Annotated in this window: 20 protein-coding genes and 1 other RNA gene; 7 read left to right on the top strand and 14 right to left on the bottom strand. The window is 57.9% G+C overall.

Annotated features, from left to right (window positions below):
• Nucleotides 1-10: 10 nt before the first annotated feature.
• Complete coding sequence (locus VEZ52_RS04095; protein ID WP_324835653.1) at nucleotides 11-1,036, top strand: hypothetical protein; 1,026 nt, start codon at nucleotides 11-13, stop codon at nucleotides 1,034-1,036.
• 189 nt (nucleotides 1,037-1,225) lie between these two features.
• On the opposite strand, the gene VEZ52_RS04090 is transcribed toward VEZ52_RS04095, so the two are convergent.
• From VEZ52_RS04090 to VEZ52_RS04025, 14 genes are all read right to left on the bottom strand, one after another.
• On the bottom strand, nucleotides 1,226-3,706 hold the full coding sequence (locus tag VEZ52_RS04090) for a flagellar hook-basal body complex protein (RefSeq protein WP_324835652.1): 2,481 nt from the start codon (nucleotides 3,704-3,706) through the stop codon (nucleotides 1,226-1,228).
• Between the two features lie 84 nt (nucleotides 3,707-3,790).
• Nucleotides 3,791-4,564: a flagellar hook assembly protein FlgD gene (locus VEZ52_RS04085; protein ID WP_324835651.1), complete on the bottom strand. Its 774-nt coding sequence runs from the start codon at nucleotides 4,562-4,564 to the stop codon at nucleotides 3,791-3,793.
• A 24-nt stretch (nucleotides 4,565-4,588) separates the two neighbouring features.
• Nucleotides 4,589-6,607 carry a flagellar hook-length control protein FliK gene (locus tag VEZ52_RS04080; protein ID WP_324835649.1) on the bottom strand — a complete coding sequence of 673 codons (2,019 nt, stop codon included), beginning with the start codon at nucleotides 6,605-6,607 and terminating at the stop codon, nucleotides 4,589-4,591.
• 123 nt (nucleotides 6,608-6,730) lie between these two features.
• A complete protein-coding gene (locus VEZ52_RS04075) occupies nucleotides 6,731-8,146 on the bottom strand; it encodes a glycosyltransferase family 9 protein (protein WP_324835648.1) in 1,416 nt (471 codons plus the stop codon).
• A gap of 2 nt (nucleotides 8,147-8,148) precedes the next feature.
• The gene (locus VEZ52_RS04070) at nucleotides 8,149-9,927 is read right to left on the bottom strand and encodes a CgeB family protein (protein ID WP_324835647.1); all 1,779 of its coding nucleotides are present in this window, start codon (nucleotides 9,925-9,927) and stop codon (nucleotides 8,149-8,151) included.
• On the bottom strand, nucleotides 9,924-11,057 hold the full coding sequence (locus VEZ52_RS04065) for a FapA family protein (protein ID WP_324835646.1): 1,134 nt from the start codon (nucleotides 11,055-11,057) through the stop codon (nucleotides 9,924-9,926). The genes VEZ52_RS04070 and VEZ52_RS04065 overlap by 4 nt, the downstream gene beginning before the upstream one ends.
• A 41-nt stretch (nucleotides 11,058-11,098) precedes the next feature.
• Nucleotides 11,099-11,452, bottom strand: a complete 354-nt coding sequence (locus tag VEZ52_RS04060) for an STAS domain-containing protein (RefSeq protein WP_298994238.1) — start codon at nucleotides 11,450-11,452, stop codon at nucleotides 11,099-11,101.
• A gap of 33 nt (nucleotides 11,453-11,485) precedes the next feature.
• Nucleotides 11,486-11,968 (bottom strand): D-aminoacyl-tRNA deacylase, encoded by a 483-nt coding sequence (dtd, locus tag VEZ52_RS04055; RefSeq protein ID WP_324835645.1) that lies wholly within the window; start codon nucleotides 11,966-11,968, stop codon nucleotides 11,486-11,488.
• Complete coding sequence (locus VEZ52_RS04050; protein ID WP_324835644.1) at nucleotides 11,968-13,731, bottom strand: long-chain fatty acid--CoA ligase; 1,764 nt, start codon at nucleotides 13,729-13,731, stop codon at nucleotides 11,968-11,970. Before VEZ52_RS04050 ends, dtd begins: the two co-directional genes overlap by 1 nt.
• A gap of 48 nt (nucleotides 13,732-13,779) precedes the next feature.
• Nucleotides 13,780-14,991 (bottom strand): 2-C-methyl-D-erythritol 4-phosphate cytidylyltransferase, encoded by a 1,212-nt coding sequence (ispD, locus tag VEZ52_RS04045; protein WP_324835643.1) that lies wholly within the window; start codon nucleotides 14,989-14,991, stop codon nucleotides 13,780-13,782.
• A 17-nt stretch (nucleotides 14,992-15,008) separates the two neighbouring features.
• An RNA gene (gene rnpB / locus VEZ52_RS04040) (RNase P RNA component class A) lies at nucleotides 15,009-15,371 on the bottom strand.
• Nucleotides 15,372-15,429: 58 nt separating this feature from the next.
• Nucleotides 15,430-16,206, bottom strand: coding sequence for a zinc ribbon domain-containing protein (locus VEZ52_RS04035; RefSeq protein WP_291442645.1), 777 nt, complete (start codon nucleotides 16,204-16,206; stop codon nucleotides 15,430-15,432).
• A gap of 19 nt (nucleotides 16,207-16,225) precedes the next feature.
• Nucleotides 16,226-17,017, bottom strand: a complete 792-nt coding sequence (locus VEZ52_RS04030) for a Nif3-like dinuclear metal center hexameric protein (RefSeq protein ID WP_324835642.1) — start codon at nucleotides 17,015-17,017, stop codon at nucleotides 16,226-16,228.
• A 366-nt stretch (nucleotides 17,018-17,383) separates the two neighbouring features.
• Nucleotides 17,384-18,193: a phosphoribosylformylglycinamidine synthase subunit PurQ gene (locus VEZ52_RS04025; RefSeq protein WP_227118514.1), complete on the bottom strand. Its 810-nt coding sequence runs from the start codon at nucleotides 18,191-18,193 to the stop codon at nucleotides 17,384-17,386.
• A gap of 274 nt (nucleotides 18,194-18,467) precedes the next feature.
• Here VEZ52_RS04025 and VEZ52_RS04020 point away from each other — a divergent pair, with 274 nt between their 5' ends.
• The 6 genes from VEZ52_RS04020 to VEZ52_RS03995 form a co-directional block, all read left to right on the top strand.
• Nucleotides 18,468-20,111, top strand: coding sequence for a CTP synthase (locus VEZ52_RS04020; RefSeq protein ID WP_192111658.1), 1,644 nt, complete (start codon nucleotides 18,468-18,470; stop codon nucleotides 20,109-20,111).
• 295 nt (nucleotides 20,112-20,406) lie between these two features.
• The gene (gene rpoN / locus VEZ52_RS04015) at nucleotides 20,407-21,831 is read left to right on the top strand and encodes an RNA polymerase factor sigma-54 (protein ID WP_324835641.1); all 1,425 of its coding nucleotides are present in this window, start codon (nucleotides 20,407-20,409) and stop codon (nucleotides 21,829-21,831) included.
• A gap of 36 nt (nucleotides 21,832-21,867) precedes the next feature.
• On the top strand, nucleotides 21,868-22,407 hold the full coding sequence (gene hpf / locus VEZ52_RS04010; protein ID WP_324835640.1) for a ribosome hibernation-promoting factor, HPF/YfiA family: 540 nt from the start codon (nucleotides 21,868-21,870) through the stop codon (nucleotides 22,405-22,407).
• Between the two features lie 184 nt (nucleotides 22,408-22,591).
• Complete coding sequence (gene rapZ, locus VEZ52_RS04005; protein WP_324835639.1) at nucleotides 22,592-23,542, top strand: RNase adapter RapZ; 951 nt, start codon at nucleotides 22,592-22,594, stop codon at nucleotides 23,540-23,542.
• 33 nt (nucleotides 23,543-23,575) lie between these two features.
• Nucleotides 23,576-24,019 (top strand): PTS sugar transporter subunit IIA, encoded by a 444-nt coding sequence (locus VEZ52_RS04000; protein ID WP_022657414.1) that lies wholly within the window; start codon nucleotides 23,576-23,578, stop codon nucleotides 24,017-24,019.
• Between the two features lies 1 nt (nucleotide 24,020).
• On the top strand, nucleotides 24,021-24,448 hold a 428-nt coding region (locus tag VEZ52_RS03995; RefSeq protein WP_324835638.1), incomplete at its 3' end, for a PTS sugar transporter subunit IIB.

Genomic DNA, 24,448 nt, shown 5'->3' with positions numbered 1-24,448 from the left:
GCAGGGCGACATGACGGGCGCAGTGCAACAGTTGCCGATGCAGCAGGGCAGCTCTGAAAAGATAGACGTGGCGATGAACATTTTCGCCAAGCCATATCAGACAGCGCTCTCTGTTCTGTCGCTGCTCAAGCACAGCGGCAGGTATATTGGCACTGTCTGGTTGCAGTTTGAGCCTTATGGCTCGCAGTATGATATCGTCAGCCCCTATGCGCTGGTGCAGTACCTGAGCAGCCAGATAGGGGAGAGGTTGCGGGTTTTTCAGCCAGACTACTGGCTTGATCTCAATGCCGCAGACCCGGCGCGCTTTGCCGATAACGCCTACCGCTACAGCATCCGCTACCAGTACGCCTTTGAGCACAGCACGAGCCGCAGACTGTTTCTCCTGCACAACGATATAGTTGTGTTCAAGGATGTGCTTGGCTATTTGGGCGGCCTCATGGGTGATGCCGTGGTTGTGGGCCACCTTGGCCAGTGCTGGAATTGCCCGGCTCGTGTGGCGGAGCTGACGCGCGAGGTTATGGGCTGCGAACCGTGCGGCCCTCAGCGGTATCTGGATTTTCGGCCCACTTACAGTCAATTGCAGCAGCTTTATGCTCTGGCGCACCAGAAGGGCATTTTTGCAAGGCCGTATGACCGTGGCTTTGCAGGTATTTTTGATGCCCAACCCTGGCCCCTGCCGGAATGCCGCGTCAATGAATGGGCCTGCCTGCTTGATCTGGAAAAGACACGGCCCCTGTGCGTGCCGCATGGCCCAATATTGCCGCCAGGCGCGTTCAGGCAGTGTGGGCCTGTCTGCCTTGATACTGGCGTGGAGTGGTTCCGGGGGGTGCATGCGCGCGGCATGACTGCCCGGCATGCCGATCTTTCCCGCCACCTCAAGCATTGGGTAGGCACGGGCAAGGTAACGGCCCGCCTCTATGCTCTGGCAGAAGAAAATGCCCTCAAGATATTGCTGACCACCTTTCCCGACTTCTGCGACTGGCTGCGCGGCACCATCGGCAACAAGCCGCTCGGCGTGAGCGACAGAGGCCGATAGTTTTTCCGCATTTGTGAAATCCCTTCCCGTTCTGCTTTTTTCAAGCTGAAGCGCAGGTTTGTCTGGAACGCGAAAAGGCGTCGACCAAATGGCCGACGCCCGACACGGGAAAGAAAGGTTTGCAGCGCTATCCCCAACGCTGGGAGGGCCTTGCGGCCCCCCGGCCCTCTTTCTACTGCAATCTCTATGTTACCGCTTCATACCGATAACGGTTTCCAGCATGCTGTCCACCGTGGTGATGGTCTTTGAGTTGGCCTGGAAGCCGCGCTGCGTAGAAATCATCTGCACAAATTCGCGCGACATGTCCACGTTGGACTGCTCAATATTATAGGCCTTTGTGCTGCCAAAACCGTTATCGCCCGCAACGCCAAGGTTAGGCTCGCCAGACTCATTGCTGGCAGAGTAGAGGTTGCTGCCTTCGCGGTACAAACCCTGCGTGCATTTGAAGTCATACAATGCAATCTGGTACAGCGGCAGGGTCTTGCTGTTGGAATACACGCCGTAGACAACGCCATTGTTGTCGATTTTTACGTTGCTCAGTGTGCCGGAGGAGTAACCATCCTGCGTTCTGTTCTGCACTGTATATGTTGTGGTGTTGCTCACACTGGCCGAGTCTTCGCGCTGAACAGAGGTCATGGTGGGCACCATGTTGCCGTAGTTGATCACGTTTTTGTAGACCGGCACGCCAGTGCTGGGCGACACGCTGGTTTGCTTGGACTCGGTGGTCAGGCTTGCCAAAGTGTTGTTGCCGGTCACCATGGTCGGGACGGGCCGGGTACCAGCATCGGGCAGAGTGTAGGTCGTAGGCGTGATAGCCTTGGCCACGTTGACCACAAAGGCATTGGTGCCTGAAAGTGTTTGCTTGACGCCGCCAGCATCATCATAGGCGTAATTTGTGCCGTCATGGTACACCCGACGTTTCGTAGCGCCGTCCTGAAAGTAGCCGTAGTACTTGGGATCGCCGGCTGCCGGCGGCCAGGCCGCGGCCTGGTAATAGTTGCCGTAGCTGTCGGAGCCGCTGGCGTAGGTATTGCCCGTGGTTTCGTCTTTGGTGAGGTTGGTGTAGGTAACTGCACTTGCGCCAGATCCCGCGCCAACATAGTACACACCGTTGTTATTGCCTACGGGAATGGTGCCAAGGCCAGTTGTGAGGGTGCCGTAGACATCTGCCGGTACAGCGCCAGTGGCCGTGCTGTCATGCCAGTAGTAACCCTTGCTGTCTGCATAGACAGCATTGGCGCCCTTGGTGCCGTATCGCGGAGGCGTCGTAAGCGTGTGGTAGCCGTACGCATCCATTCCCAGTGCAACAGGAGTATTGGGAGCAGGCCAACCAACTGTGCCCATGGGTTGACCAGCGCTGTTCTTTTGAACAGTGGTGACAATGGGGTTAATCCAGGCAGGGTTGCCGATATCTTTCAGGCCAAAGTCCAGTTCTGTGATCTGCTTTTCAACCTGACTGACAGTGGTAGTGCCCTGCGTCATGGTTTCACTGACGCTGTTGGCAAGCGGTTGCCCGGTGAAGTTGGCCGAAAACACGGGCAGACCGTTGCTGGAGGTCTTGGTGGGCTGCCAGGAACTCTTGAGCGAGGGGTCAACCGCCACCTGATTGTTGGCGGCGGGCGTTTCCGTAGCGCCGTAGGAGTAAGCGGTCTGGTTTACCATTTTGCCGCTGGCGTCAAAAATCATGACGCCGCTCATGAGTACGCCAGCCTGCTTGTTGGTGCCCATGACGGGGTCGTTATAAAATTTGGTAGGCTCCGTTCCCCAGGTGTTGGTGGTGGCGTTGTAGCCCTGGCCGCCGTAGCTGCGCTGGTCTTCAGCCGGGGGGATGGTCACCATGTATTCATACATGGTGTAGCCAGCGGGCAGACCTTCAATGCTGTAGACGGTCTTGCCGTTGGTGTCCGTCTTGGAGGCGTCAACCTGGTCATAGTAGACCGTGAGGTTGTGGGTGGAGCCGCCCTCGTCATACACCTTGATGCTTGACTGCGTGGCGTAGGCAGAATCTGCCATGGGCGGCGTGCTTCTGGCGTCCCACAGGTCAAAGAGGGCGGTCATGGGGCTGGTGCTGCTGGTGGTTTTGTCGCCCGTGCCGTTGTTGGTCAAGCCCATGGTAAAGCTGACGTTGGTCGTCTGCTGGGGCGGAATGTTCCAGCTGTCCAGAACGATATCCACAGGTGTGCCTGTGCCCTTGTACGCAGAGTTGGTCGTTGCTGTGGAACCTGCGCTTGTGGCGCCGCCGTAAAAACTCAGCGATTTGCTGTTGTCGACTTTCCAGCCTTGCAGCAGGTAGCCTTCGGGGTTTTGCAGTTCGCGACTGTTGTTGAAATAAAAGTCGCCGGCGCGGCTGTAGTACATCTGATCGCTGTTCTGCTTGCGCACCTGGAAAAATCCGTTGCCGTCAATGGCAAGGTCAGTCACCGAGTTGGTGGATTCAAAAGAACCCTGCGAGTAGTCGCCAAGCACCGCGTAGGTGCTGACGCCCTGACCAATCTGGGTGGTGCCGCTTACGCTGCCGCCGTCGGTGTAAAGATAGTCGCTGAAGTCCGCGCGCTGGCCCTTGTAAGCCAGGGTACTGACGTTGGCGATGTTGTTGCCGACGATGTTCATTTTGTTTCCGTGCGCCATAAGGCCGGAAACGCTTGCCCACATGCTGGATGAGAGACTCATATCTTCCTCCGTGTCTTGGGATAGGGGGATATTTTTTCCGGGTAGTGCAGTTTGGCTGCCTGCCCGCAATGTTAACTATTCTGTTTAACCGCCAGATGATCCGGAAGAACCTGATGAACCTGATGAACCGGAAGAGCCAGATGGAGTCGATGTCGTTGTTGGCATGGTAACCTGCCGCACCTTTGAAAGTTCCATCAACTGGCCGCCGTCAAGGCCCAGATACACAACACCCTTGTTGGTGACCACGCCCGTAACCTTGGCGTCCACCACCTGGTCGGCAATAACAGCCTCTCCAGCGGTGTTGAGAAGGGCCAGATTGACAGTGTACACGCCATCCGGGGCAACGGTTCCGTTGCCGTATTTGCCGTTCCAGTTGAAGTCGTAGGTGGTTCCGGCAGCCTTGGGATCCACAGTTTCAGTGTAGATGACGTTGTTGTCGGCATCGCGCACCGTGATGGTGCCGCTGGCTACGGCATCGTTGGGCGCGTAACGGAACTTGGTGATGGACGTCGTCTTTGTGGTCGCGTCCGTAACCTTGCCGATACTGTTGCCGGTAACGGTCACTTCCTTGCCGATGTACGATGTGGCGTTGATCATCTGCTGGTTGTTGGACGCGTCAGTCAGCGAACCCATGCTGGTATTCAGGTTGATGAGCTGTTCAAGGCTGGAGAACTGCGCCATCTGGGAGACAAATTCCTTGTCGTCCATAGGGTTCAGCGGATCCTGATACTTGAACTGCGTCACCAGAAGCAGCATAAAGGCGTTCTTGTCGAGGTTCGCGCCACCTTTCTGCTTGCCAACAACGGCATTGAACTCGTTGTTAGCCTGAGTGATTGCTGATGATACGCTACTGGCCATACTTCATTCTCCTCACGGCCCGGTTCAGGCAACCACGTTGAGGTTGCTGGTGGTATATCTTGCCGTGTTGCCAAGAGAATGCACAGGCTGTTCCAAAGTTGAAATATCCATGTTTAAGTTGGAATTTCGAACTGTTGCAAGATTCTTCAGCCGGGAAAGTTCTTCCCTGCGGGCATCTTCTTCCTGCCGGGAATTGTGCTGGCTGAAATCCTGCCAGGATGCGCTGTTCTGCTCCTGCCGCGTTTCCTGCCGCACTTCGAGCTTGTCCACCTTGAGGCCCTGCTGCTCAAGATTCATGCGGATTGCATCGACCTGACGGCTGATCATGTCGTTGGTTTCCGACTTTTCAGAGCGGATCACCGCGCTGACTTCGCCATTGCGAACCGAAAGGGAAACCGTGATGGATCCCAGCTCCTGCGGGTTCAGTTGCAGGTCAAGGCGGGTGCCGCCGCCCTTGACGGTTGAAAGCATGCCCTGTTCAACCTGCTGCGCCACCTGCCGCCCAATGGGGGCAACGGCTGAGGGATCCTGCACATCAGTTGTGTTTTGGGCTGCATGGGCAGCTTGCATGGCCTGTGCTGCCGCGTAGGCGGGGGTGGAGCCGCGCGCTGCAACGGCGGCGGATTGCGTGTCTACCTTGCCCAGCAGATCGCCCCAGGCGGACTTGCCCTTTTGGTCTTTATCAGAGTCGCTCTGCCCGGAATTGCTGTCAGCATTCTTCTGACCCTTGTCGTCCAGAGCGGCGGACTGCTGCGTGGCAGACTGCGCGTGAATCTGATTGGCAGGAGTATTTGGGGACGATTGCGTGCCCGTATGGGGTTCTGCCTGCGCGCTTGCGCGAGAGACCGCCTGCGAACCGGACTGCTGCGCCGCCTGCGTATTTGACTGCGCCGCCTGCGTGTTTGACTGCTGCGCGGCTGTGCTGCCGGAAGTTCTTTCTGCGGGCATGCGCTGGGTCGCTGTGGCCTTGTTGTCGGCTGTGCTGCGATCATCTTCATGCTTTGCAGCGGTCGCATCCTTGCCAATGGCTTCGCTCTGCGCAGCGATCTTGATATCGCCCGGCTCGGCCTTCTGGCCTGCTTCAAGGGTTTCACCAAGAATATTGCTGCTTTTTTTCTGAACGGTCTTGTCTATGAGAGTCTTGCTCTGTTGCACCGTGCGGTCGCGCAGCGAACTGGCCTGCTTCTCTTTTTCCGTGCGGGCCCGCGCCTTGCTGATAATGGGCTGCAACGTGGTTTTGAGAGCAGTATCAAGCGTTTTTTGTGCAGCGGCCTGCGTGGTGAAAAAGTCTGTCACCGGGGCCATGAGCGTGCCGAACTGTTCGTTCAGGCAGGTGACGGAGGCGCTGTTGCCAAAACTGTTGGCCAGGGTTTGCAGGTTGGCAGTGCCAAGCCCAAGGCCGCGCCCGAGCGAAATGGCCTCACCCTGGCTCACTTCAAGAGTGCCCGCCGGGTCAAGCTTGCTCACAAAGGCCGAAATGGTGTTGAATGCCTGCTGTGTGTTGCCCTGCAACATCATGGCCTGAACATTGGTATCCAGAACGCCGGTTGGGTCGATCTTTTTAAGCAGCGAGGTGATGTTGGCCTTGTCCTCATCAGTGAGAACAGGGATGTCGCCGCCGCCCTTAACGCTGGCCGTTATCTGCGCGAGGGTTGCGCCGTCGGGCATTTCCGCCAGAGCCGCAAGCTTGGCAAGGCTTTCAGGCGTAGCACCTGCCTTGATGAGCTTGCTGTGCATGTCCTGCACTTCCTGCTTGGTAAAACAGACTTCGTTCAGCGTGTAGGTGACGCCGTTGCTGGTGTTGCGCGAATAAGGGCTTTGCACCTGCGCGGCAGCTCTGGCGGTGGGCGTAAAGGGAGTGCTGGGCTTGGATTCTGACTTGCCCTCAAAAACATCGGCAGATACGTCAGCCCCTTCAACGGCCTTCAGACTGGAGTTGAGGGCGTCTATAAAGGAAGACGTCCGCTCGTCATTGGGGCGGTTGTTAGTGGCAACGTTCCAAAGCGTTTCGTTGGTGCTTACGCTTGTGGGAATAATCTGCATGGTTCACTCCTTGCGTGCTGAGCTATACAAGGAGTGTTCCAAAATTGTTGGTGTAATTAATTCAATGTGTTAAATTGATGTGGATTGCGGGGAAAGGGCAATACTTGCCGAATCTGGAGTACGCTAGGAGGATGGGTTGGCAAAAAGCGGAGCCAGAGCGGCAAGCCTGTGCACTGCTGTGCGCCAGCCCTGCTCGTTGAAACCTTCATTTTGCAAAAACATGTGCAGATGGCCGGTGAACAGCCGTATCATGCCGGGCTGGACGCGCCAGAAATCATCGGGCAGGGGAGTGCGCTTTTTCAGGTGATCGCTGCACAGGGCGCAAAGGTGGGCAAGGCGGGCGGCAAGACGCTCAGCAAGCGCGGGATGTTCCGCGTGGAGGCGTGTCAGCCGCTGGCGCAGCAGGGTTTGCTGGCCTGAATCATATAAAAAAAGAAAGGCCGCCTGCCATAGGTCTTCGAGCTGGGGGCGACAGGAATTGCCGCGTGGCTCAGGGTAGGCTTTCAAGGTATGCAGGCCAAGAGCGTCGCGTCCGGTTCGGTAAAGGGTAAGACCATTGGCTACGGCCCCGCAGATGGGCTTGCCTGTGGCAAGTTCCTGATGAATTTGCAGCGCAAGCTGGGCTACAGATGCGGGTATGAACGCCTGCTTGCAAAAAAGACGGTTGCGTCTGCACTGCCAGCAGCCCACGCAGCTCATGGCGGCGCGCAGTACCCATTGACCGGGCGCGGATGGGCCGGTTTCGCGGGCGTGTACCGGCCCCATAGAGAGATTGAGCACTGGTACGCCAAGGTAATCGGCAAGGTGCATGGGGCCGGTGTCAGGCGTTATGCACAGGTCAAGCGTGCCCATGAGGGCCGCGACTTCGCGCAGTGTAAGCTTGCCGCACAGGTTTGCCTGCGCAAGGCCGGAACGCCGCGCCACTTCATCGCCCAGTTCCTGCTCGGCTTTGCCGCCCACAAAAACCGGGGCAAGGTCTGCTGCCGCGAGGCGCATGGCAAGCCGTGCCCAGAAGGCCGCATCCGGCCTTTTTGCTGCCTCGCTAGCCCCAAGCACCAGACCAACGCGGCGCGTCCCCGCTGGTTCGGGGCGCGAATGCCCTACAAAGGCAAGGTTGGGAGCGGGGGAAAGGTCCAGCAGGTGCAGATCGGCCCAGTGAAAGGCATTGGCGTGGTTATTCTGCGTCAGGGCCGCGCGGTACAATTGCCAGAAACCCTGAACGCGCAATCCATCGCTGTCGGCCACAGGTCCTAGCTTGAGGGGAGACTCAAGCCGCGCCATGAGTTGGGACGCGACCGGATTGCTGCTCAGATTGATCGCCGCCGCGTATGTTTGGCGGGCAAGCTCTGCACAGTGTGAAGGGGGAAAAAACACGGCATCCGGCGCCAGAGGCATGAGCTGCTGAAAAAACGCCGGTTCAGCCACAACCCACAGGGGATTGTGGGGCCAAAGCTGGCGCAGGCGGATAAGCAGGGGAAAGGTGAGGATCAGGTCACCCATGCGGTGCAGTTGCAGCACCAGAATCGGATCAGCAGCCATTATCAGCCCCGGACGGCCTGACGGGCCGCAGGTGTGCCATAAACCTCGCGCATGCGTTCCAGCATGGTTTGCAGCCTGTGTTGCCATGTGTGGCAGGCAAGCACACGCTGCCGGGCCGCCTGCGTAATGCGGCGGCGCTCTGTTGGACGGGCAAGGTAGTGGCGCGCCAGTTCAGGTGCTTCATCCGGCTCATGGTAGCAGACGATTTCGTGCGGCTCAAAAAGCTGTTCCATCTGCTCGCGCCAGTCGGTAAGCACAAAACTGCCTGCGGCGGGCACGTCAAATACCCTCTGGTTGACCGCGCCCTTCATCTGCTTGCTGGTGCAGTTGAAGTTGATGGCAGAGTGCCCGTAAAAGAGGGGCAGTTCCGTGTAATAGCTCAGGGCGTCCAGATAGCGGGGTTGCAGCGGTTCATGGCGAAATTCCACCTTCTGCCAGCCTGCATCGCCAACAATAAGCGGGCGCAGGGGCAGCAGACGCCGCACGCAGCCATTGCGGTACAGACGGGTGGCCTGCCAGGTGACGGCTGTTTCATAGGCCAGCTTGGCTTCGTTGTCCGGCAGGGCCAGATAGTGCGCGTAAGCATCAGGCTGACAGTCGCGCAGAAAATCAGCAACCGAGCGGTGGTGGCTGTCCATGAACTCCTGGGCCACGGCGTAGAAGGAAAGCAGCAGCGGGCGGGGAAAATGCCCGTTTTTCAGCCTGCCGCCGACCTTGTAGACCATGGAATTGCCCACAAAGGAGATGTCTGCCTTCCATGCGGCTGGTGCGGATGCTCCCTTGGAGGGGTGAAAGCGATCCGGGTCTGTGCCCAGAGGCAGGTAGAACACATGCTCAAAACCCGCCGCGCGCAGGGATGAAATATTGTCGGAATCCCAGGTGAACAGGGTCGTCCAGGGGCTGACGCAGCGGGAGTACAGATGGATGATGAGGTGCGGATTATCCACAAACCATGAGGCCAGGGGCAACTGCAAACGGGCCAGCAGGTCCATAAGCACGCCCTCTACGTCCACTCCCATATGGTTGAGCGTAATGCAGCAGTCTGGCCTGAAAGCAATCACGGCTTCCAGCAGCTGCTGCACAAAATCCGCGCGGGCCACGGCTTCATCGCCGATGACAACCAGCTTGTATTCAATGCCAAGCTTGCGGCATGCGCCCTCGATTTCACCCATCAGGAAATATTTGCTGGTCAGCAGCAGTACGCGGGGGCTTGCATCGGCAAAGCGGGGCCCTGCGGCGCGGCTCCAGAAGTCAAACTTGGCGCTGGCGAGCAGATCTTTTTGCAGGGAACCATAATACTCACGGTCAAGGCGCAGATAAAAGGGCAGGGCCAGAGGCAGCAGACGCAGGCCGCCGTGGAGCATCTGCCAGTGGGTCAGCTCTGTAAGGGCATCCTGAGGGCGCGGGCTGGTGATGAGTGTAATGCGTTCACGCTGGTCAGGCGGCACGCTTTGCAGCACGCCTGTGATAGCCTGAAGCCCGGCTTCTTTTTCCACCACGGCCACAGGCCCGTCAAGGCTCTCCAACACCTGGCGCAAGGCGTGCCCAAGGCCGCAGCCCAGCAGAACAGGCAGGCAATCGCGCTGCAATTCCTGCATCTGCCCGGTTACTACCGCAGTTTCGCGCTCAGCGCCGCCAGGGCGCAGCATGTGAAAAACACGCTCGCCCAGCCTGACTTCAATATCGTCTGGTATCCCGGATTGTTGTGGGTTCTGGCCCTGATGTACGGAATGCTCGGAATACACCGCCACAAAATGCGGCGTTTCGGTCTGCTTCATCATTTGGGACTCATCTGCGAGGGCTGCATGGGTTCCGCGATGATTTCGTTGTCCACCAGGCGGAACAGCGTGCACTTGTATACCTGTTCAACAACCATAAACGCGCGTCCGATGGAGATTTCCACACCGGGGTATACGGTGCCCTGGCAGAGCAGACGGCAGTTCTGCATGTAGTTTTCGTCCTGAGCCAGTCTGCTCCACAGTTCGTCGCGTCTGTTGATGAGTTGCCTACGCTGTAGCCGCAGGGCTTGCAGCTTGCGGGACGCATCGTTGGTTTCCGGCGGCAGATGTCCGGCGATGGCATTGAGGTGGGTAATAGTTTGCGACAACTGCGCGATAATCTTGTCGATTTTTTCAAGCTGGCGGATGCTCAAGGGGTCGTACCCCAAATAAACCTTGGTGCTCAGAGCCGCCTTGTTGCCAAGCTGGCCGCCCACATAAACGCTGCCGTAGGCATTGGTTGTGCCGCCGTAGAGCTTGTCGCGCACAACCATGTTGCTGCCAGCGTATACGGTGCTGTACAGGCAGGTTTTTTCAATAACCATATTGCCGCGCGCGCGGGCATCGACGCTTTCCAGAAAGGGAGTCATGAGCTTGTCGCCGGCATCAACCTTGCTGTGCTTGCCAGCGCCGCCCCGCACCCCGCCATCAATCATGAGATCGCGGCGGGCTCGCACAACGCCGCCTTCTACCATGCCCATGATGCGTACGTTGTTGCCCTGAACGGAAAATCCGGCGCGCACGGAACCGTGCACGGCCATATCGCCCACAAAAAAGATGTTGCCGGTCTGAAAGCTCACGTCCTGACGCACGTTGAGCAGGGTCTTTACGGTAATTTTGCCGTTAAGGTAAAAAACATAGCCCTTGGCAGCGGCAAGCAGATAGTTGGGATAGCGCGGATCTACGCGGGTGTTGCCACCCATGGGGAAGGCTTCATTTTCAAGTATGAAGCGCTGGTCAACCTTGGGCCCGGCGGCGTCCAGAGGTACAAGCTCAGCAAGCACCTGCCCGGCGATGACATTCTGGACGTAGCCCAGACTGTATACGTCGGACTTTCCATTATCTCCACCCGGCTTGAGATTGAGATAATCGAAATCGGGATTGAAGTAATGCCTCAGATAGTATTGCACCATGCACCATCCGTCGGGCTGAAGGGCGAAACCCCGTGATATTGTTACTCAGCAGTATCGGGAATATAGCCTTTCAGTTCATCTTCGCTCTCGAATGTGGGGAAAAATCCCTCGATCTCGGCTTTGCGCAGCAATTCGGCCACGTGTGGCGCGGGCATCAGCAGTACAAGCCTGCGCCCCCGCCCCCGGCCCTTTGTGCTGGCGCTTACCAGCACTCCCAGCCCGGAAGTATCCACTTTTTCAACGTGGCTCAGATCAAGCACCACCTGGCGAATATTAGGCGCCAGCAGATGCGCTTCAAGCTGTTTGCTGAACTCGGCCACATCGGGCAGCAGAAGATTGCCAGAAAAACGCAATACCGTGACGTTGGTGTGCGATTCCGCCTTCAGCTCAAACATGGCTGTATTTCCTCCGTAAGGCAACAGGTCGCTTCAACGGGAAAACAGGTTGGCAGAGTCCAGAAATATGGTCACAGGGCCCCAGTTGCACAGGCGCACATCCATGTCCGCTCCGAAGATGCCTGACGATACGCTGACGGCGCAAGTTTCGTCAACCATTTGAACGAAATCCGTAAACATGTCCTTGGCCCAGGCGGGGTCGCCTGCATCAGTAAAGGAAGGCCTGCGGCCCTTGTGGCAATCGGCGTACAGGGTGAACTGCGGCACCAATAATATCTGACCACCGATTTCATCCAATGAAAGGTGGAACTTATGGGCATACTCTCCTGTGCCGGGAAAGATGCGCAGCCCCACAAGCTTGCGGGCCATGCCCGTAAAAGCCGGGGAAGAGCGAAATTCTGGCCCATCCTCCTGCCCAAAGGCAACAAGGGCCATGATGCCAGTGTTGATGGCCGCCACAAGACGGCCATCAACACTAACAGAAGCTTCTTTAACCCTTTGCGCAATGATCCGCATCAGGCATGGCCCACTTGGTCATCCTCGCCGCTGGCGGCAGAAGCATTGGCAGCGGCTGTGGCGCGCCGGTTTTTTCTGTTGGCCATCTTTTGCTCTTCTTCTTCCCGCAGAGCCCGGCGCAGGACCTTGCCCACAATGGTCTTGGGCAGTTCCTCGCGGAACTCCACAAGGCGCGGCACCTTGTAGCCAGCCAGTTTCTGGCGGCACCAGGCGATGACGTCAGCCTTGGTCAGCTCTTCATCAGGGCGGCGCACCACAAAGGCCTTGAGTATCTCGCCGCGCATCTCGTCGGTAATGCCGACAGTGACTGCTTCAAGCACCTTGGGGTGTTCCAGCAACACTTCGTCCACTTCGCGGGGGTACACGTTGTAGCCGCCCACAATGACCATGTCTTTTTTACGGTCAACGATATAAAAATAACCGTCTTCATCCATTGTGGCAAGGTCGCCTGTATACAGCCAGCCGTTGCGCAAGGCGCTGGCGCTTTCGTCAGGCCTGCGCCAGTAGCCGTGCATGACCTGCGGCCCCTGCACGATGAGTTCGCCCATCTTGCCGGGGGGCAGGGTGAGGGAGCCGCCTTCCATATCTACAATACGGGCATCGGTGCCCGGAACGGGCATACCGATGGAATTGGGGCGCTGCCCTTCCTGGCCAAGCGGGTTGCAATGGGTGATGGGCGAGGCTTCTGTAAGACCGTAGCCCTCCAGAATGGCAGCGCCGGTGGTTTCCTGAAATTTGCGGAATATTTCGCGCGGCAGCGGCGCGGAGCCTGAAACGCAGATTTTGATGCTGCGCAGGTCAAAATCCGTCAGGTTCTTCTGTTGCAGCAGCGAAATATAGACCGAAGGCGCACCGGGAAAGACGGTGGGCTTGTACTTGGCTATAAGGCGCAGCACATCCTGCGGCACATAGCGCGGCAGTGGCAGGGTGGTGGCTGCCAGGGCGATGGGAATAATCAGGCCTGTGGTGAGGCCGTACACGTGAAAGAAGGGCAGCAGGGAAATGAAGGTGTGCTTGTCCTCCGCCTTGACGTGGATGATGTCCAGCACCTGACGGCAGTTGGTGCCCACGTTGCTGTGCGTCAGGGTAACGCCCTTTGGCAGGCCCGTTGTACCGCCGGTATACTGCAGCATGATGGGGTCGCGCAGCGGGTCGGCAATGGGGGCGGAATAACGCTCCGCGCCCTTGCAAAAGTGCTTCCACTCATGAACGTTCTTGCCGTCGTAGGGCACGGGTTCCTTGACGCTGCGGCTCTTTTTGAGGCGGTAGAGCCAGTTGAGCGGGAAGGAAAGCGCGTCCGCAGCGCCGGTAACGATGAAGTTTTTCAGGGGCAGGCGGTCGCGCAGAGCGGAAACCCGGGGCCAGAGCAGGTCGAGCAGCACCATGTGCTCTGCGCCCGAATCCTGCATGTTGGCCATGATTTCCTTTTCCATATACAGGGGGTTGGTCATGACCACCACGCCCCCGGCCTTGATAATGCCCCAGAAGGCCACCACGGTCTGCGGCATGTTGGGCATCATCAGGGCAACGCGGTGCCCTGTTTTCACGCCGATGCGGCGCAGCGCCCCTGCAAAACGCTCCGCCTGCTCGCGCAACTGCTTGTAGGTGATGCGCGTATTCTGGAAAATGACGGCCAGTCGATTGGGATATTTGTCTGCGGCCTCATCCAGCAAGGCATAGAGCGGCTTGTTCCACACCTCGGAAGTGCGCGGAACGAAGGAGTCGTAGTGGGCAAACCAGGGCCTGCTGAGTTCTGTGTTCATGTCCTTCCTTATGGTGTCGAATCGTTATGGCAGGGGAGGCGGAGCTAATCAGCGCCCCCGCGCGGTCACAACTGCATATGCCTTGATGCCTTCGGAACGCCCGGTAAAGCCCAGGTGTTCCTCTGTGGTAGCCTTGAGGTTCACGCATGATGCGGGCAACCCCATGAGCCGAGCGACGTTCCTTCTGATTTCTTCCCGGTAGGGCGCGAGTTTGGGAACCTGCGCCACAATGGTCATATCCACGTGACAGGGCGTACAGCCCGCCTCGCGCACCATGTCCAAAACCTGATGCAGCAGAATGGCGGATGAAATGCCGTCAAAGCGGGGATCCTTGTCTGAAAAATGCTGACCAATATCGCCAAGGCAGGCGCAGCCGAGCAGAGCGTCGGACAGGGCATGCAGAAGCACATCGCCGTCAGAGTGGGCCAGTACTTCGGGCGCGTTGGGAATGCTCACGCCGCCAAGGCGCATGGGGCGGCCCTGACCGTAGCGGTGAACATCGTACCCCATGCCCGTGCGGATGGAAGGAACGGGATTTTCGTCTTGCAGCAGGTCAAGATCTTCAGGACGGGTAATCTTCACGTTGGCAGCCTCGCCTTGTATGACGCGCACTTCAAGGCCAAGCGCCTCCAGAAGCGATGCGTCGTCCGTTACGGCAAGCCCCGCCTCAACCGCGTGGGCGTGGGCCGAGAGCAGCGCTTCAAGCTGAAAGCCCTGCGGTGTCTGCACAGCTGCAAGCCCGTCACGCGGCAGGGTGGCCGTTACGCGGCCATTTTCCACTGTCTTGATGGTGTCGGTAACTGATATGGCGGGGATAACGCCGGCAGCGCCCTCGGCAAGCGCTTCACACACGCGGCGCACAAGCGCCGGGGAAAGAAAGGGACGGGCGGCATCGTGCACCAGTACGCTTGCAGGGCGCACGGGCAGGGCAGCCAGGCCAAGGCGCACGGAATCCTGGCGCAAAGGTCCGCCGCAGGCCGTAACCCACGGCAGCCCGAGATCATCGCGCCTGTGCAGGTCGGCCAAAAGTTCGCCGGCTTCGGTAAGCTGGCTGGGAGGAAAAACAAAGACAATTCCGGCCACACAGGCGCTGCTGCTCATGGCGCGGGCGGCATGCCAGAAAAGCGGCGCGCCCTGCCAGGGCAAAAACTGCTTTGCCGTGCCGCCAGCGGCATCGGCCATGCGCGTGCCCTGCCCGGCAGCCAGTATGAGCGCCCAGGGCTTTGCCGCAACAGATGATGTGCCGGAACTTTCTGACATTACATACCTTGTTAACAAGTGGGAGTCGGACGATAAGCCGGGTTCTGTCATGCGGTTGCCCGCACCAGACCGTCATTCCTCTAGGGGCACGATTACTCGTACCCTCAAGCAACCTACCCGGAAGGCAATGGTCGGGCCGACCACCTTCCCTATTTGGTCTTGCTCCAAACGGGGTATGCCGAGCATGCCGCGTCACCGCGGCATCTGGTGGGCTCTTACCCCACCGTTTCACCCTTACCCCGCCGCGAGGCGGGGCGGTTTGCTTTCTGTGGCGCTGTCCGAGGGTCGCCCCTCCTGGGTGTTACCCAGCGTTCTGCCCTGTGGAGCCCGGACTTTCCTCCCCGGGCCTTGCGGCCCGCAGCGACGGTCTGTCCGACTCCCACTTGTTGATCTTGTTTCCGGCGCGGCTTGCGGAACAGGCCGCGCCGGAAGTGATTTTTAGTCGGTAAGGGTCACCGGCTTCTGGGCGCACTGCGGGGCTTCTTCAATAGAGAAGTGCTCGCACCAGAAAATGAGGCGCTGGCAGTTGGGGCAGCTCAGAATCTGCTGACCGCGCTGCAATTCAATGAAAGACTGCGGCGGCACGGCAATGTGGCAACCGGAGCAGATGCCTTCTTTCACGGCAACGATGACGGGATGCTCAAGACGCCTGCGGATGAATTCGTAGCGCATGAACACGGGCTGGGGAATATTTTTGCTGGCTGAAGCACGCTTTCCGTTCAGGCCTTCAAGGGCGGCATTGCCCTTTTGCAGCTTTTCTTCAAGGCCATCGCGCTTGACTTCAAGCTCGGCCTTGACGGCGGTGTATGTCAGGTCGATTTCGGCCAGCGCGTCGTTCTGGTATTGCAGTTCCTCAAGAAGGGTCATTTTTTCTTCTTCACGGGAACGGTTGACCTTTTCCATGCTGTCCATTTCGCGCATCATGGCGTGGTATTCACGCTGATTGCCAACTGCCATGAGCTTGTTCTTGCTCTTTTTGATGCGCGCGGAGTCATCATCAATCTCGAGCGAGAGGCGCTTTTGCTGATCCTGAAGGTGCGAAAGCTTGTCCAGAATGTAGTTGCGCTGGGTTTCGATGGCGGCAAAGCGCTGCTCAAGGGAATCAAGCTCGCTCGGGGCGCTGCTCAGGTCCTGCTTGACGGCGTGGATGGCGTCATCGACCTTCTGCAGCTCAACAAGCTGCTTGATCTGGTCAAAATATACGGCATTGCTCATGAGAGTCCTCCTGATAAAATCATGACAGGGCAACAGGGCGGAAGGGCGAGGCGGAAGGAACAAAAAACACTTCCGTCTCTGGCAGGCGCTGTTGCAGCAACCGGCTCATGCGCAGCATCATTTCTTCCTCAAGGCTGTGGTGGCCCACATCCAGAAGGCAGATTTCCGCGGCAAGCGCCGTGTGGTATTTGACATCACCGGTTATGAAAAGCTGCGCATGGGCAGCTTGCGCCGCGCCGAGCAGCGATGAACCCGAACCCGTGCAGTAGGCCACGCGGGTAATTGTTTGCGGCTCCGGCCCGCTCACTGTGGCTTTGGCAAGGGGGGCGTTGCGGGCAATGATGCCTGCAATCTGCGCCACGGTCATGGGGCTTGGCAGATCGCCCGCAAGGCCGAAGCCCAGCGGCAGATCATTGCCCACTGCCGGGGCCACAGGCTCCAGCACAGCAAGATCGCGCAGCTCAAGCGCACGGGCCAGCCAGCCTGCCGGGCCGTAAGCGTTGACGTCCAGCGAGGTATGGGCCGCGTACAGCGGCACATCGGCCTGAAACAGCAGGCGCAGCACCTCGTGGTAGTCGTCAAGCCTGTTGGGCAGCACGGCCTTGAGCAGCAGCGGATGATGGCTGAGCACAAATTGCGCACCTTTTTCCAGCGCTGTACGCACGGATGCGGGCGTTGGGTCGAGGCAGACGGCAAGCCTGGCAACATCCTGCCTGTGCGCAGCCACCTGTTGGCCCGAAACATCCCAGCCAGCGGCAGCGGCCAGAGGTGCAATTTCTTCTATCGCCTTAATAATTTCAATAGGTTGCATAGATATCACCCACCATAAAAAAAGGCACTTTCTTGCTGGTGCAGAGAAAGCGCCTCGTTGAATACGGCGTAAAAAAATGTGCAACGTGTTGTGGCAATGTTGTTTCGCACCTTGTCTGACGCGTGCGCGCAGGAAAATCCAAAGGGGGTTCAGCTCTTCGGAATCAAAGAATCTATCGAAGCCCGTGTGCTTTGTCAATAAACATTGCGCGGGAGCTGCCTGCCGCAAGGCCGCGCCGTGCCGCAAAATGTATACGGAAAGGGGAGGCTTCGTAAAGCCTCCCCCAAATAATCATGGCGACAAAGTGAGCCGGGCTGTGCAGAACATATATAATGTTCGCCAGCCTCGGGCGTGCCCTTGTTCCTTTTATTGACCGCGCAGGTAGCGCACGGCATTCACGAAAATGAGCGTACCGGGGGCATCCAGTTCGCCGCGCGTCCAGCCGGGGTGGTTGGTCACGTGGTGGAAGGCCTCGGGGTGGGGCATAAGGCCCAGCACCCGGCCCGTGGGATCGGTCAGGCCCGCAATGGCAAGGGTGGAGCCATTGGGGTTGAGCGGATATTCCTGCGTAGGCTTGCCCGTAGCGGGGTCGGCATATTGCAGGGCGATGAGGTTTTCTTCCTCCAGGCGGCGCAGGCAGTCCGCATCGCGGGCAACGAGCTTGCCTTCGCCGTGGCGCACGGGCATGGAGAGCAGGGGCAGGTTTTTGGTGAACACGCAGGGGCTAGCCGCATTGGGCAGCAGATGCACCCAGCGGTCTTCAAACCGGGCGGAATCGTTGTTGCCCAGCGAAACCTGACGCTCAAAGCGCTGACCGCCAAGGGCAGGCAGCACGCCCAGTTTGACCAGCAACTGGAAACCGTTGCAGATGCCCAAAATCAGCTTGCCCTCATCCAGAAACTCGCGCAAGCTCTGCAACAGGGCCGCGCCCGCGTCGTCCTTGAGGTAACGCCAGCGCATGGCCGCAGCCTGGGCCGCGCCGAGATCGTCGCCATCCAGAAACCCGCCGGGGAAAATCAAAAAGTGATAGTCGGCAAGGCGAACCTTGGCCGCCACCAGATCGGAAAAATGCACCACATCGGCCTTGTCGGCACCGGCCAGACGGGCCGTGTGGGCTGTTTCCATGTGCGAATTTGTACCGTAGCCGGTGATGACCAGTGTGTTGACCGTACCCATGCGGGGGAAGCCTCCTTGGCTTTGCAACGCGGATAATTCCGGCCATGCCTTGCGGTGTGCGCCGGACGTGCTTTTGCCTTGGAAACCTTGGCTGACCCGCGCCGGGCATAACAGATGACCGGCGCACGGGCCGCTTGTGGTGGGCACGCACGCTGAAAAGGGAATAACACATTACTTAGCTTGTTTTACTTAGTCAATGCTAGCCAAAAAATTCAATTTGAGTTAAGACTGTTTGGTTGAACTATTCAACATACCCAAGTACAGGTGGAAGTGCATGAAAACAAAATACATTTTTGTGACGGGCGGCGTTCTGTCGTCGTTAGGCAAGGGCCTCGCGGCTGCGTCTTTGGGCGCGCTGCTGCAAACGCGCGGGCTTACGGTAACCATCCAGAAGCTTGATCCTTACATCAATGTTGACCCCGGCACCATGAACCCGTTCCAGCACGGCGAGGTCTTTGTTACCGATGACGGCGCGGAAACGGATCTGGATCTCGGGCACTACGAACGTTACCTCAACGTGCCCATGTCGCGGAAGAACAACACCACTTCCGGCGCCATTTACAACCACGTTATCGCCAAGGAACGTCACGGCGATTACCTGGGTGCCACGGTGCAGGTGATCCCGCACATTACTGATGAAATCAAGAGCGTGGTGCTCTCCCTTTCCGAAGGCGAAGACGCGCCCGATGTCGCCATTATCGAAATCGGCGGCACCGTGGGCGACATCGAAGGCCTGCCCTTTCTTGAGGCCATCCGCCAGTTGCGTTCCGACCTTGGACGCGACAACTGCCTGAACATTCACCTTACCCTGGTTCCCTACCTGCGCAGCGCTGGCGAGCATAAAACCAAGCCCACCCAGCACAGCGTCAAGGAACTGCTCTCCATCGGCATTCAGCCCGACATTATTTTGTGCCGCTGCGAACAGAGCATCCCCGAAGAACTGCGCCGCAAGATCGCCCTGTTCTGCAATGTGGATCAGGACGCCGTGTTCTCTTCGGTGGACGTGAACAATATTTATGAAGTGCCGCTCAAGTTCTATGAAGAAGGCTTTGACCAGAAGGTAGCCATCATGCTGCGCCTGCCCGCGCGCAATGCCCACCTTGAAGCCTGGGAAAAGCTCGTGAGCGACTGCGCCAACCCCAAGGGCAAGGTCACCATTGCCATTGTGGGCAAGTACGTTGATCTCAAGGAAGCCTACAAGAGCCTGCACGAAGCCCTCATTCACGGCGGCGTTGCCAATCGCGTTGAGGTGGAACTGCGCTACGTCAATTCCGAGAATGTGGACGAAAGCAACTGCGCGGAATCCTTCAAGGGCTGTCACGGCATTCTTGTACCCGGCGGCTTTGGCTATCGCGGCGTGGAAGGCAAGATTGCCGCCATCCGCTATGCGCGTGAAAACAACATTCCCTTCTTCGGCATCTGCCTTGGCATGCAGTGCGCGGTTATCGAATTTGCCCGCCACGTGGCAAACCTTGATGACGCCAACTCCGAAGAATTCAACCCGCTTTCTGATCACAAGGTTATCTACCTTATGACCGAGTGGTTCGACTTCCGCACCAAGAACGTTGAAAAACGCGACGCGGGCAGCGACAAGGGCGGCACCATGCGCCTTGGCTCCTACCCCTGCAAGGTGCAGCCCGATACCAAGGCCTTTGTGGCCTACAAGAAGGGCATGGTTGATGAACGCCACCGCCACCGCTACGAATTCAACAATGCCTTCAAGGAAATGCTGGGCGAAAAGGGCATGGTCTTCAGTGGCACCGCCCCTGACGATTCGCTTGTGGAAATCATTGAACTGAAGAACCACCCCTGGTTCCTTGGCTGCCAGTTCCACCCCGAATTCAAATCCCGCCCCATGAACGCGCATCCGCTGTTCCGCGAATTTATCGGAGCGGCGAAAAAGTTCGCCAAGGTGTAATTTCGCGGCGTTAACGCAGCGAGGCTTGTTGGTTTTCACCAAGCTTGGGTATCGCAAAATCGCGCAAAAAGGGGAGGGCATTGCCTTCCCCTTTTTTTGTGCGCAGATTATTTCCAACGGCGCAAAAACTGCGCCAAATCAGGTTTTTGACGCGGGCAGCCCTTGCCTCAGGTTGGGGATGCCGTGAACCTGATCTTGCAACTGTTAGCTATTGCATAATTTTTGCAGATGTGGCACAGTACTTGTAAACAGATAATTCTATAGTCCTATGGCTAGTTAAGGCAAAAGAGCACACATGGCACTGGAACTACGGCAGCAACTTAAGCTGTCACAGCAACTGGTAATGACCCCGCAATTGCAGCAGGCAATCAAGCTGTTGCAACTTTCACGCGTGGAACTTCTGGAAACTGTGCAGCAGGAGCTGCTTGAAAACCCCTTTCTCGAAGAATCTTCACTTACGGACGATGCCTCCCAGGAGCAGCACGAGGAAAGCCGCGAAGCCCCCAAGGAGGAAGTGTACGACAGGGAACTGGCCAAGGACGCCGACTGGGAAGATTACCTCGGCGAGTTTGCCAGCACCCCCCGCCTTTCGCAGTCGCGCGAGTTTGAGCTCGCCGAAGAAATTTCGCCTCTTGAAGCCCGCTATGCGGCCAAGCCCACCCTAGAGGGGCATCTGTTCTGGCAGTTGCGCCTTTCATCGCTGACAGAAGAGCAGAAGGCCATTGGCGAGGTCATTATCGGCAATCTCTCCTCCGCCGGGTACCTGCAAGCCAGCATTGAAGAAGTGGCCGAAATGGCCCAGGTAGCGCCTGAGGCCGTGCTGCCCGTGCTTGAGAGGGTGCAGCTTTTTGACCCCATCGGCGTTGCCGCGCGCGACGCGCGCGAATGCCTGATGGTGCAGATCAAGAGCCTCAATTACGCCCGCGACCCCATCCTTGTGGAGCTGGTAGAATCGCACCTCGAAGACCTCGAGGCCAAGCGCTACAAGCCCCTGCTGCGCAAGTTCAAGCTCGATATGGAAGAGCTCAAGGAGTATCTGGATATCATCCAGAGCCTTGACCCATTGCCCGGCGCAAGTTTTGGCGGCGGCGAGCCAACCTACGTAAGCCCAGATGTATTTGTGTACAAGATGGGTGACGAATTTGTGATTTTGCTCAACGATGACGGCCTGCCCCAGTTGCAGCTTTCTGCCATGAGCCAGATGAATATTGGCAATTCGGATAAGGAAAAGGACTACTGCTCCGAAAAGATCCGTTCCGCCTCATGGCTTATCAAGAGCCTGTATCAGCGCCAGCGCACGCTTTATAAGGTTATGGAAAGCATTGTGCGCCATCAGCAGCCATTTTTTGAAGACGGCGTGACCAAGCTCGCGCCCCTCATTCTCAAGGATATTGCTGACGATATCAGCATGCACGAATCAACGGTGAGCCGCATTACCACCAACAAGTATGTGGCAACGCCCCACGGCATCTTTGAATTGAAGTTTTTCTTTAACAGCGGCCTTGAACTCGATGACGGAAGTCAGGTAGGTTCAGAAAGCGTCAAGGCTCTGATCAAGAAATTCATCTCTGAGGAAGATACCCGATCCCCCCTCAGCGATGAGCGTATCGGCGAAATGCTCAAGGAGCGTCTCAAGGTCAATATTGCGCGGCGCACGGTGGCAAAATACCGCACGGCGCTTGATATTCCATCTTCGTCAAGGCGCAAGGAGCATTTCTGATTCCCCGTCGAGTGGCTCAATACTTAGGAGGAACTTATGAACATCTCATTTGCTTTCAAGAACTTTGAAGCCTCCGAACATCTGAAGAAGTATGCCCGTCGCCGCATGGAAAAGCTGGGACGGTTTTTTGGCAAGGCCTCTGGCCTTGAAGTTGCCGTTGTGCTGACAGTCGACAAGTTCCGTCATCGCTGCGAAGTGACCGTTACAGGCGAAGGCCTGCACATCAACGCCACGGAACAGACAACAGACATGTATGCCGCCATTGACCTTGTAACAGACAAGGTTGAATCGCAGATCAAGCGCCAGGTGGCCCGCGTAAAGGCCCAGCGGCGGCACGCCCGCAATACGGATGTGGACGTGTTTACCTACAACCTCGATGCCGAAGCCGACGTGCAGCAGCCCGTTGACGGCACCGACCGCCTCGCCACCAAGCCCCTGCATCTGGATGAAGCGCTCATGCAGCTTGATTCCATCGGCAGCGAGTTTCTGGTGTTCTTTAATGCAGAAAACAACCGCATCAATGTGGTATACCGCACCAAGGTGAACGGCTATGCCCTCATTGACCCCGTGTTGTAAACGTTCATAATGAGGGGGCGGGCTGGCAACGGCTCGCCCCCGTTCGGCGCACCCCCCTGCCGGTTGCCGCGCAATGGCCTTCACACGGGCTTGAGCGCGGCGCGGATTTGGCAACGTCCGTCAGAAGCCTGTGGCGCACAACCCCGGCTGCAAACGGTGATCTGACCCCGAAGAGGCGAATGTCATGAAGGATTCCGCGCAGATACCCACCACAGATTCCACCCTTGCCGCACAGCCTGATGCGGACGCGCCCGTTCCCGGCGTGGATGTGCAGGTGTGCATTGTCACGGGCCTTTCCGGCGCGGGCAAAAGTACGGCGCTCAAGGTTTTTGAAGACATGGGCCACTTTGTGGTCGATGGGCTGCCCGTGAGCCTTGTCATGGAAATGGTGGACATGATGTCCCGCCCCTCCATGAGTCACTTCAAGGGTATTGCTCTGGGTATGGATCTGCGCCAGAGCAATTTTGTGGAAGACATCAACGACTGCCTGAGCATGCTTGCGGGCAAAAATATCCGCCCCATGCTGCTTTTTCTTGAGGCCAACAATCAGGAACTCATTCGCCGCTATGCCTCGACCCGCCGCCCGCATCCGCTGGAGCGCGAAGGTATGGGCCTTGAGGCGGCGCTGCTGGCAGAGCGCAGCAGCCTGCGCCCCCTGCGTGAAATGGCCGATCTGGTCATCGACACTTCGCGTTTTTCCATCCATGACCTGCGGCGCGCCATCCAGAAGCGCTGGAGCGGCAACAAGGGCAGGCTGCGGGCCATCAGGGTCAACGTGATTTCTTTCGGTTTCAAATATGGTGTGCCGCGCGAGGCTGATCTGGTTTTTGACCTGCGCTTTCTGGCAAACCCCTATTTTGTGGAAGAGCTGCGGCCCATGAGCGGCAAGGACAAACCCGTTGCCGACTATGTGTTCAATTCGCCCCATGCCCGCGAATACCGCGACAAATTGGTTGATCTGCTGTTCTTTATGCTGCCGCTCATGGAGGCCGAAGGCCGCTACCGCATAACCGTGGCCGTGGGCTGTACCGGCGGCCGCCACCGCTCGGTGGCAATGGCCGAAGAAATTTTACAGGCGCTGCGGCAGGCTGATTATCCGGCTTTTCTGGAGCATCGGCACCTTGAACTTGGCTAAAAAAGCTGGCACGTTCTGTTGCGTGAGGTTGTCATGACGGACGAAAACAAGAAGACTCAGGTTGGAATCATTCTGGTTTCGCATGCCGACTATGGTTCGGCCATGCTGCGCACCGCCGAATTCATACTCGGGCAGCAGAGCGATTGCAGCTCCATCAGTGTTGACGTGGCGCACGAGGTTTCCGAAACCGTTCGCCGCCTTACGGACGCAACCCAGCGGCTCGACAAGGGCGCGGGCGTCATTATTCTTACCGATATGTTTGGCGGCACGCCCACCAATCTTGCGCTTTCGCTGCTGGCAACCCACAAGGTCGAGGTTGTTACCGGCGTGAACCTGCCCATGTTGCTCAAGGTGTTTACCTCGCGCGACAAGGAGCTTGAAGAAGTGGCCCGCATCGCTGGCGAGGCAGGCGCAAAAGGTATTGTGGTTGCGGGCAGCATGTTGCGCAACAAAGCCCGTGACAAAGCCGATAGCTAGTATGTGGTTTCGCGTGGACAATCGCCTGGTTCACGGCCAGGTCATCGAAGCCTGGTTACCCTACACAGGGGCGCGACATCTGGTGGTAGCCAACGACGAACTTGCGGACGACATAATGCGGCAGCAGATAATTGAACTGGCAGTGCCGCAACGCGTGATGACACACTTCATCAACGTGAAGGAACTGGCGGCCACGCTCAACTCCTGCGGAGATGACTGTTTTGTGCTGTTTGCCAATTGTCAGGATGCGCGGCGCGCCTGTGACGCGGGCATCCTCATGCAGGTGCTGAACATGGGCAACCTGCACTACGCGCCGGACAAGCTACAGGTGCTGCCCCATGTGGCCCTTTCCGCACAGGACAGGGAAGACCTGCACGTTATACAGGATCATCTTGTGCAGCTTGATTTTCGCTGCGTTCCCACAGAGAC

Source organism: Desulfovibrio sp., from assembly GCF_035644575.1.
In the GTDB taxonomy this organism is placed as follows: Bacteria; Desulfobacterota; Desulfovibrionia; order Desulfovibrionales; family Desulfovibrionaceae; genus Desulfovibrio.
This window is presented reverse-complemented; position numbering and strand designations above follow the sequence as displayed.

Bases quoted from the DNA above. Each gene is read 5' to 3' on its own strand.
- VEZ52_RS04095 (WP_324835653.1), top strand. From the start codon at position 11: ATGACGGGCGCAGTGCAACAGTTGCCGATGCAGCAGGGCAGCTCTGAA.
- VEZ52_RS04090 (WP_324835652.1), bottom strand. From the start codon at position 3,706: ATGAGTCTCTCATCCAGCATGTGGGCAAGCGTTTCCGGCCTTATGGCG.
- VEZ52_RS04085 (WP_324835651.1), bottom strand. From the start codon at position 4,564: ATGGCCAGTAGCGTATCATCAGCAATCACTCAGGCTAACAACGAGTTC.
- VEZ52_RS04080 (WP_324835649.1), bottom strand. From the start codon at position 6,607: ATGCAGATTATTCCCACAAGCGTAAGCACCAACGAAACGCTTTGGAAC.
- VEZ52_RS04075 (WP_324835648.1), bottom strand. From the start codon at position 8,146: ATGGCTGCTGATCCGATTCTGGTGCTGCAACTGCACCGCATGGGTGAC.
- VEZ52_RS04070 (WP_324835647.1), bottom strand. From the start codon at position 9,927: ATGATGAAGCAGACCGAAACGCCGCATTTTGTGGCGGTGTATTCCGAG.
- VEZ52_RS04065 (WP_324835646.1), bottom strand. From the start codon at position 11,057: ATGGTGCAATACTATCTGAGGCATTACTTCAATCCCGATTTCGATTAT.
- VEZ52_RS04060 (WP_298994238.1), bottom strand. From the start codon at position 11,452: ATGTTTGAGCTGAAGGCGGAATCGCACACCAACGTCACGGTATTGCGT.
- dtd (WP_324835645.1), bottom strand. From the start codon at position 11,968: ATGCGGATCATTGCGCAAAGGGTTAAAGAAGCTTCTGTTAGTGTTGAT.
- VEZ52_RS04050 (WP_324835644.1), bottom strand. From the start codon at position 13,731: ATGAACACAGAACTCAGCAGGCCCTGGTTTGCCCACTACGACTCCTTC.
- ispD (WP_324835643.1), bottom strand. From the start codon at position 14,991: ATGTCAGAAAGTTCCGGCACATCATCTGTTGCGGCAAAGCCCTGGGCG.
- VEZ52_RS04035 (WP_291442645.1), bottom strand. From the start codon at position 16,206: ATGAGCAATGCCGTATATTTTGACCAGATCAAGCAGCTTGTTGAGCTG.
- VEZ52_RS04030 (WP_324835642.1), bottom strand. From the start codon at position 17,017: ATGCAACCTATTGAAATTATTAAGGCGATAGAAGAAATTGCACCTCTG.
- VEZ52_RS04025 (WP_227118514.1), bottom strand. From the start codon at position 18,193: ATGGGTACGGTCAACACACTGGTCATCACCGGCTACGGTACAAATTCG.
- VEZ52_RS04020 (WP_192111658.1), top strand. From the start codon at position 18,468: ATGAAAACAAAATACATTTTTGTGACGGGCGGCGTTCTGTCGTCGTTA.
- rpoN (WP_324835641.1), top strand. From the start codon at position 20,407: ATGGCACTGGAACTACGGCAGCAACTTAAGCTGTCACAGCAACTGGTA.
- hpf (WP_324835640.1), top strand. From the start codon at position 21,868: ATGAACATCTCATTTGCTTTCAAGAACTTTGAAGCCTCCGAACATCTG.
- rapZ (WP_324835639.1), top strand. From the start codon at position 22,592: ATGAAGGATTCCGCGCAGATACCCACCACAGATTCCACCCTTGCCGCA.
- VEZ52_RS04000 (WP_022657414.1), top strand. From the start codon at position 23,576: ATGACGGACGAAAACAAGAAGACTCAGGTTGGAATCATTCTGGTTTCG.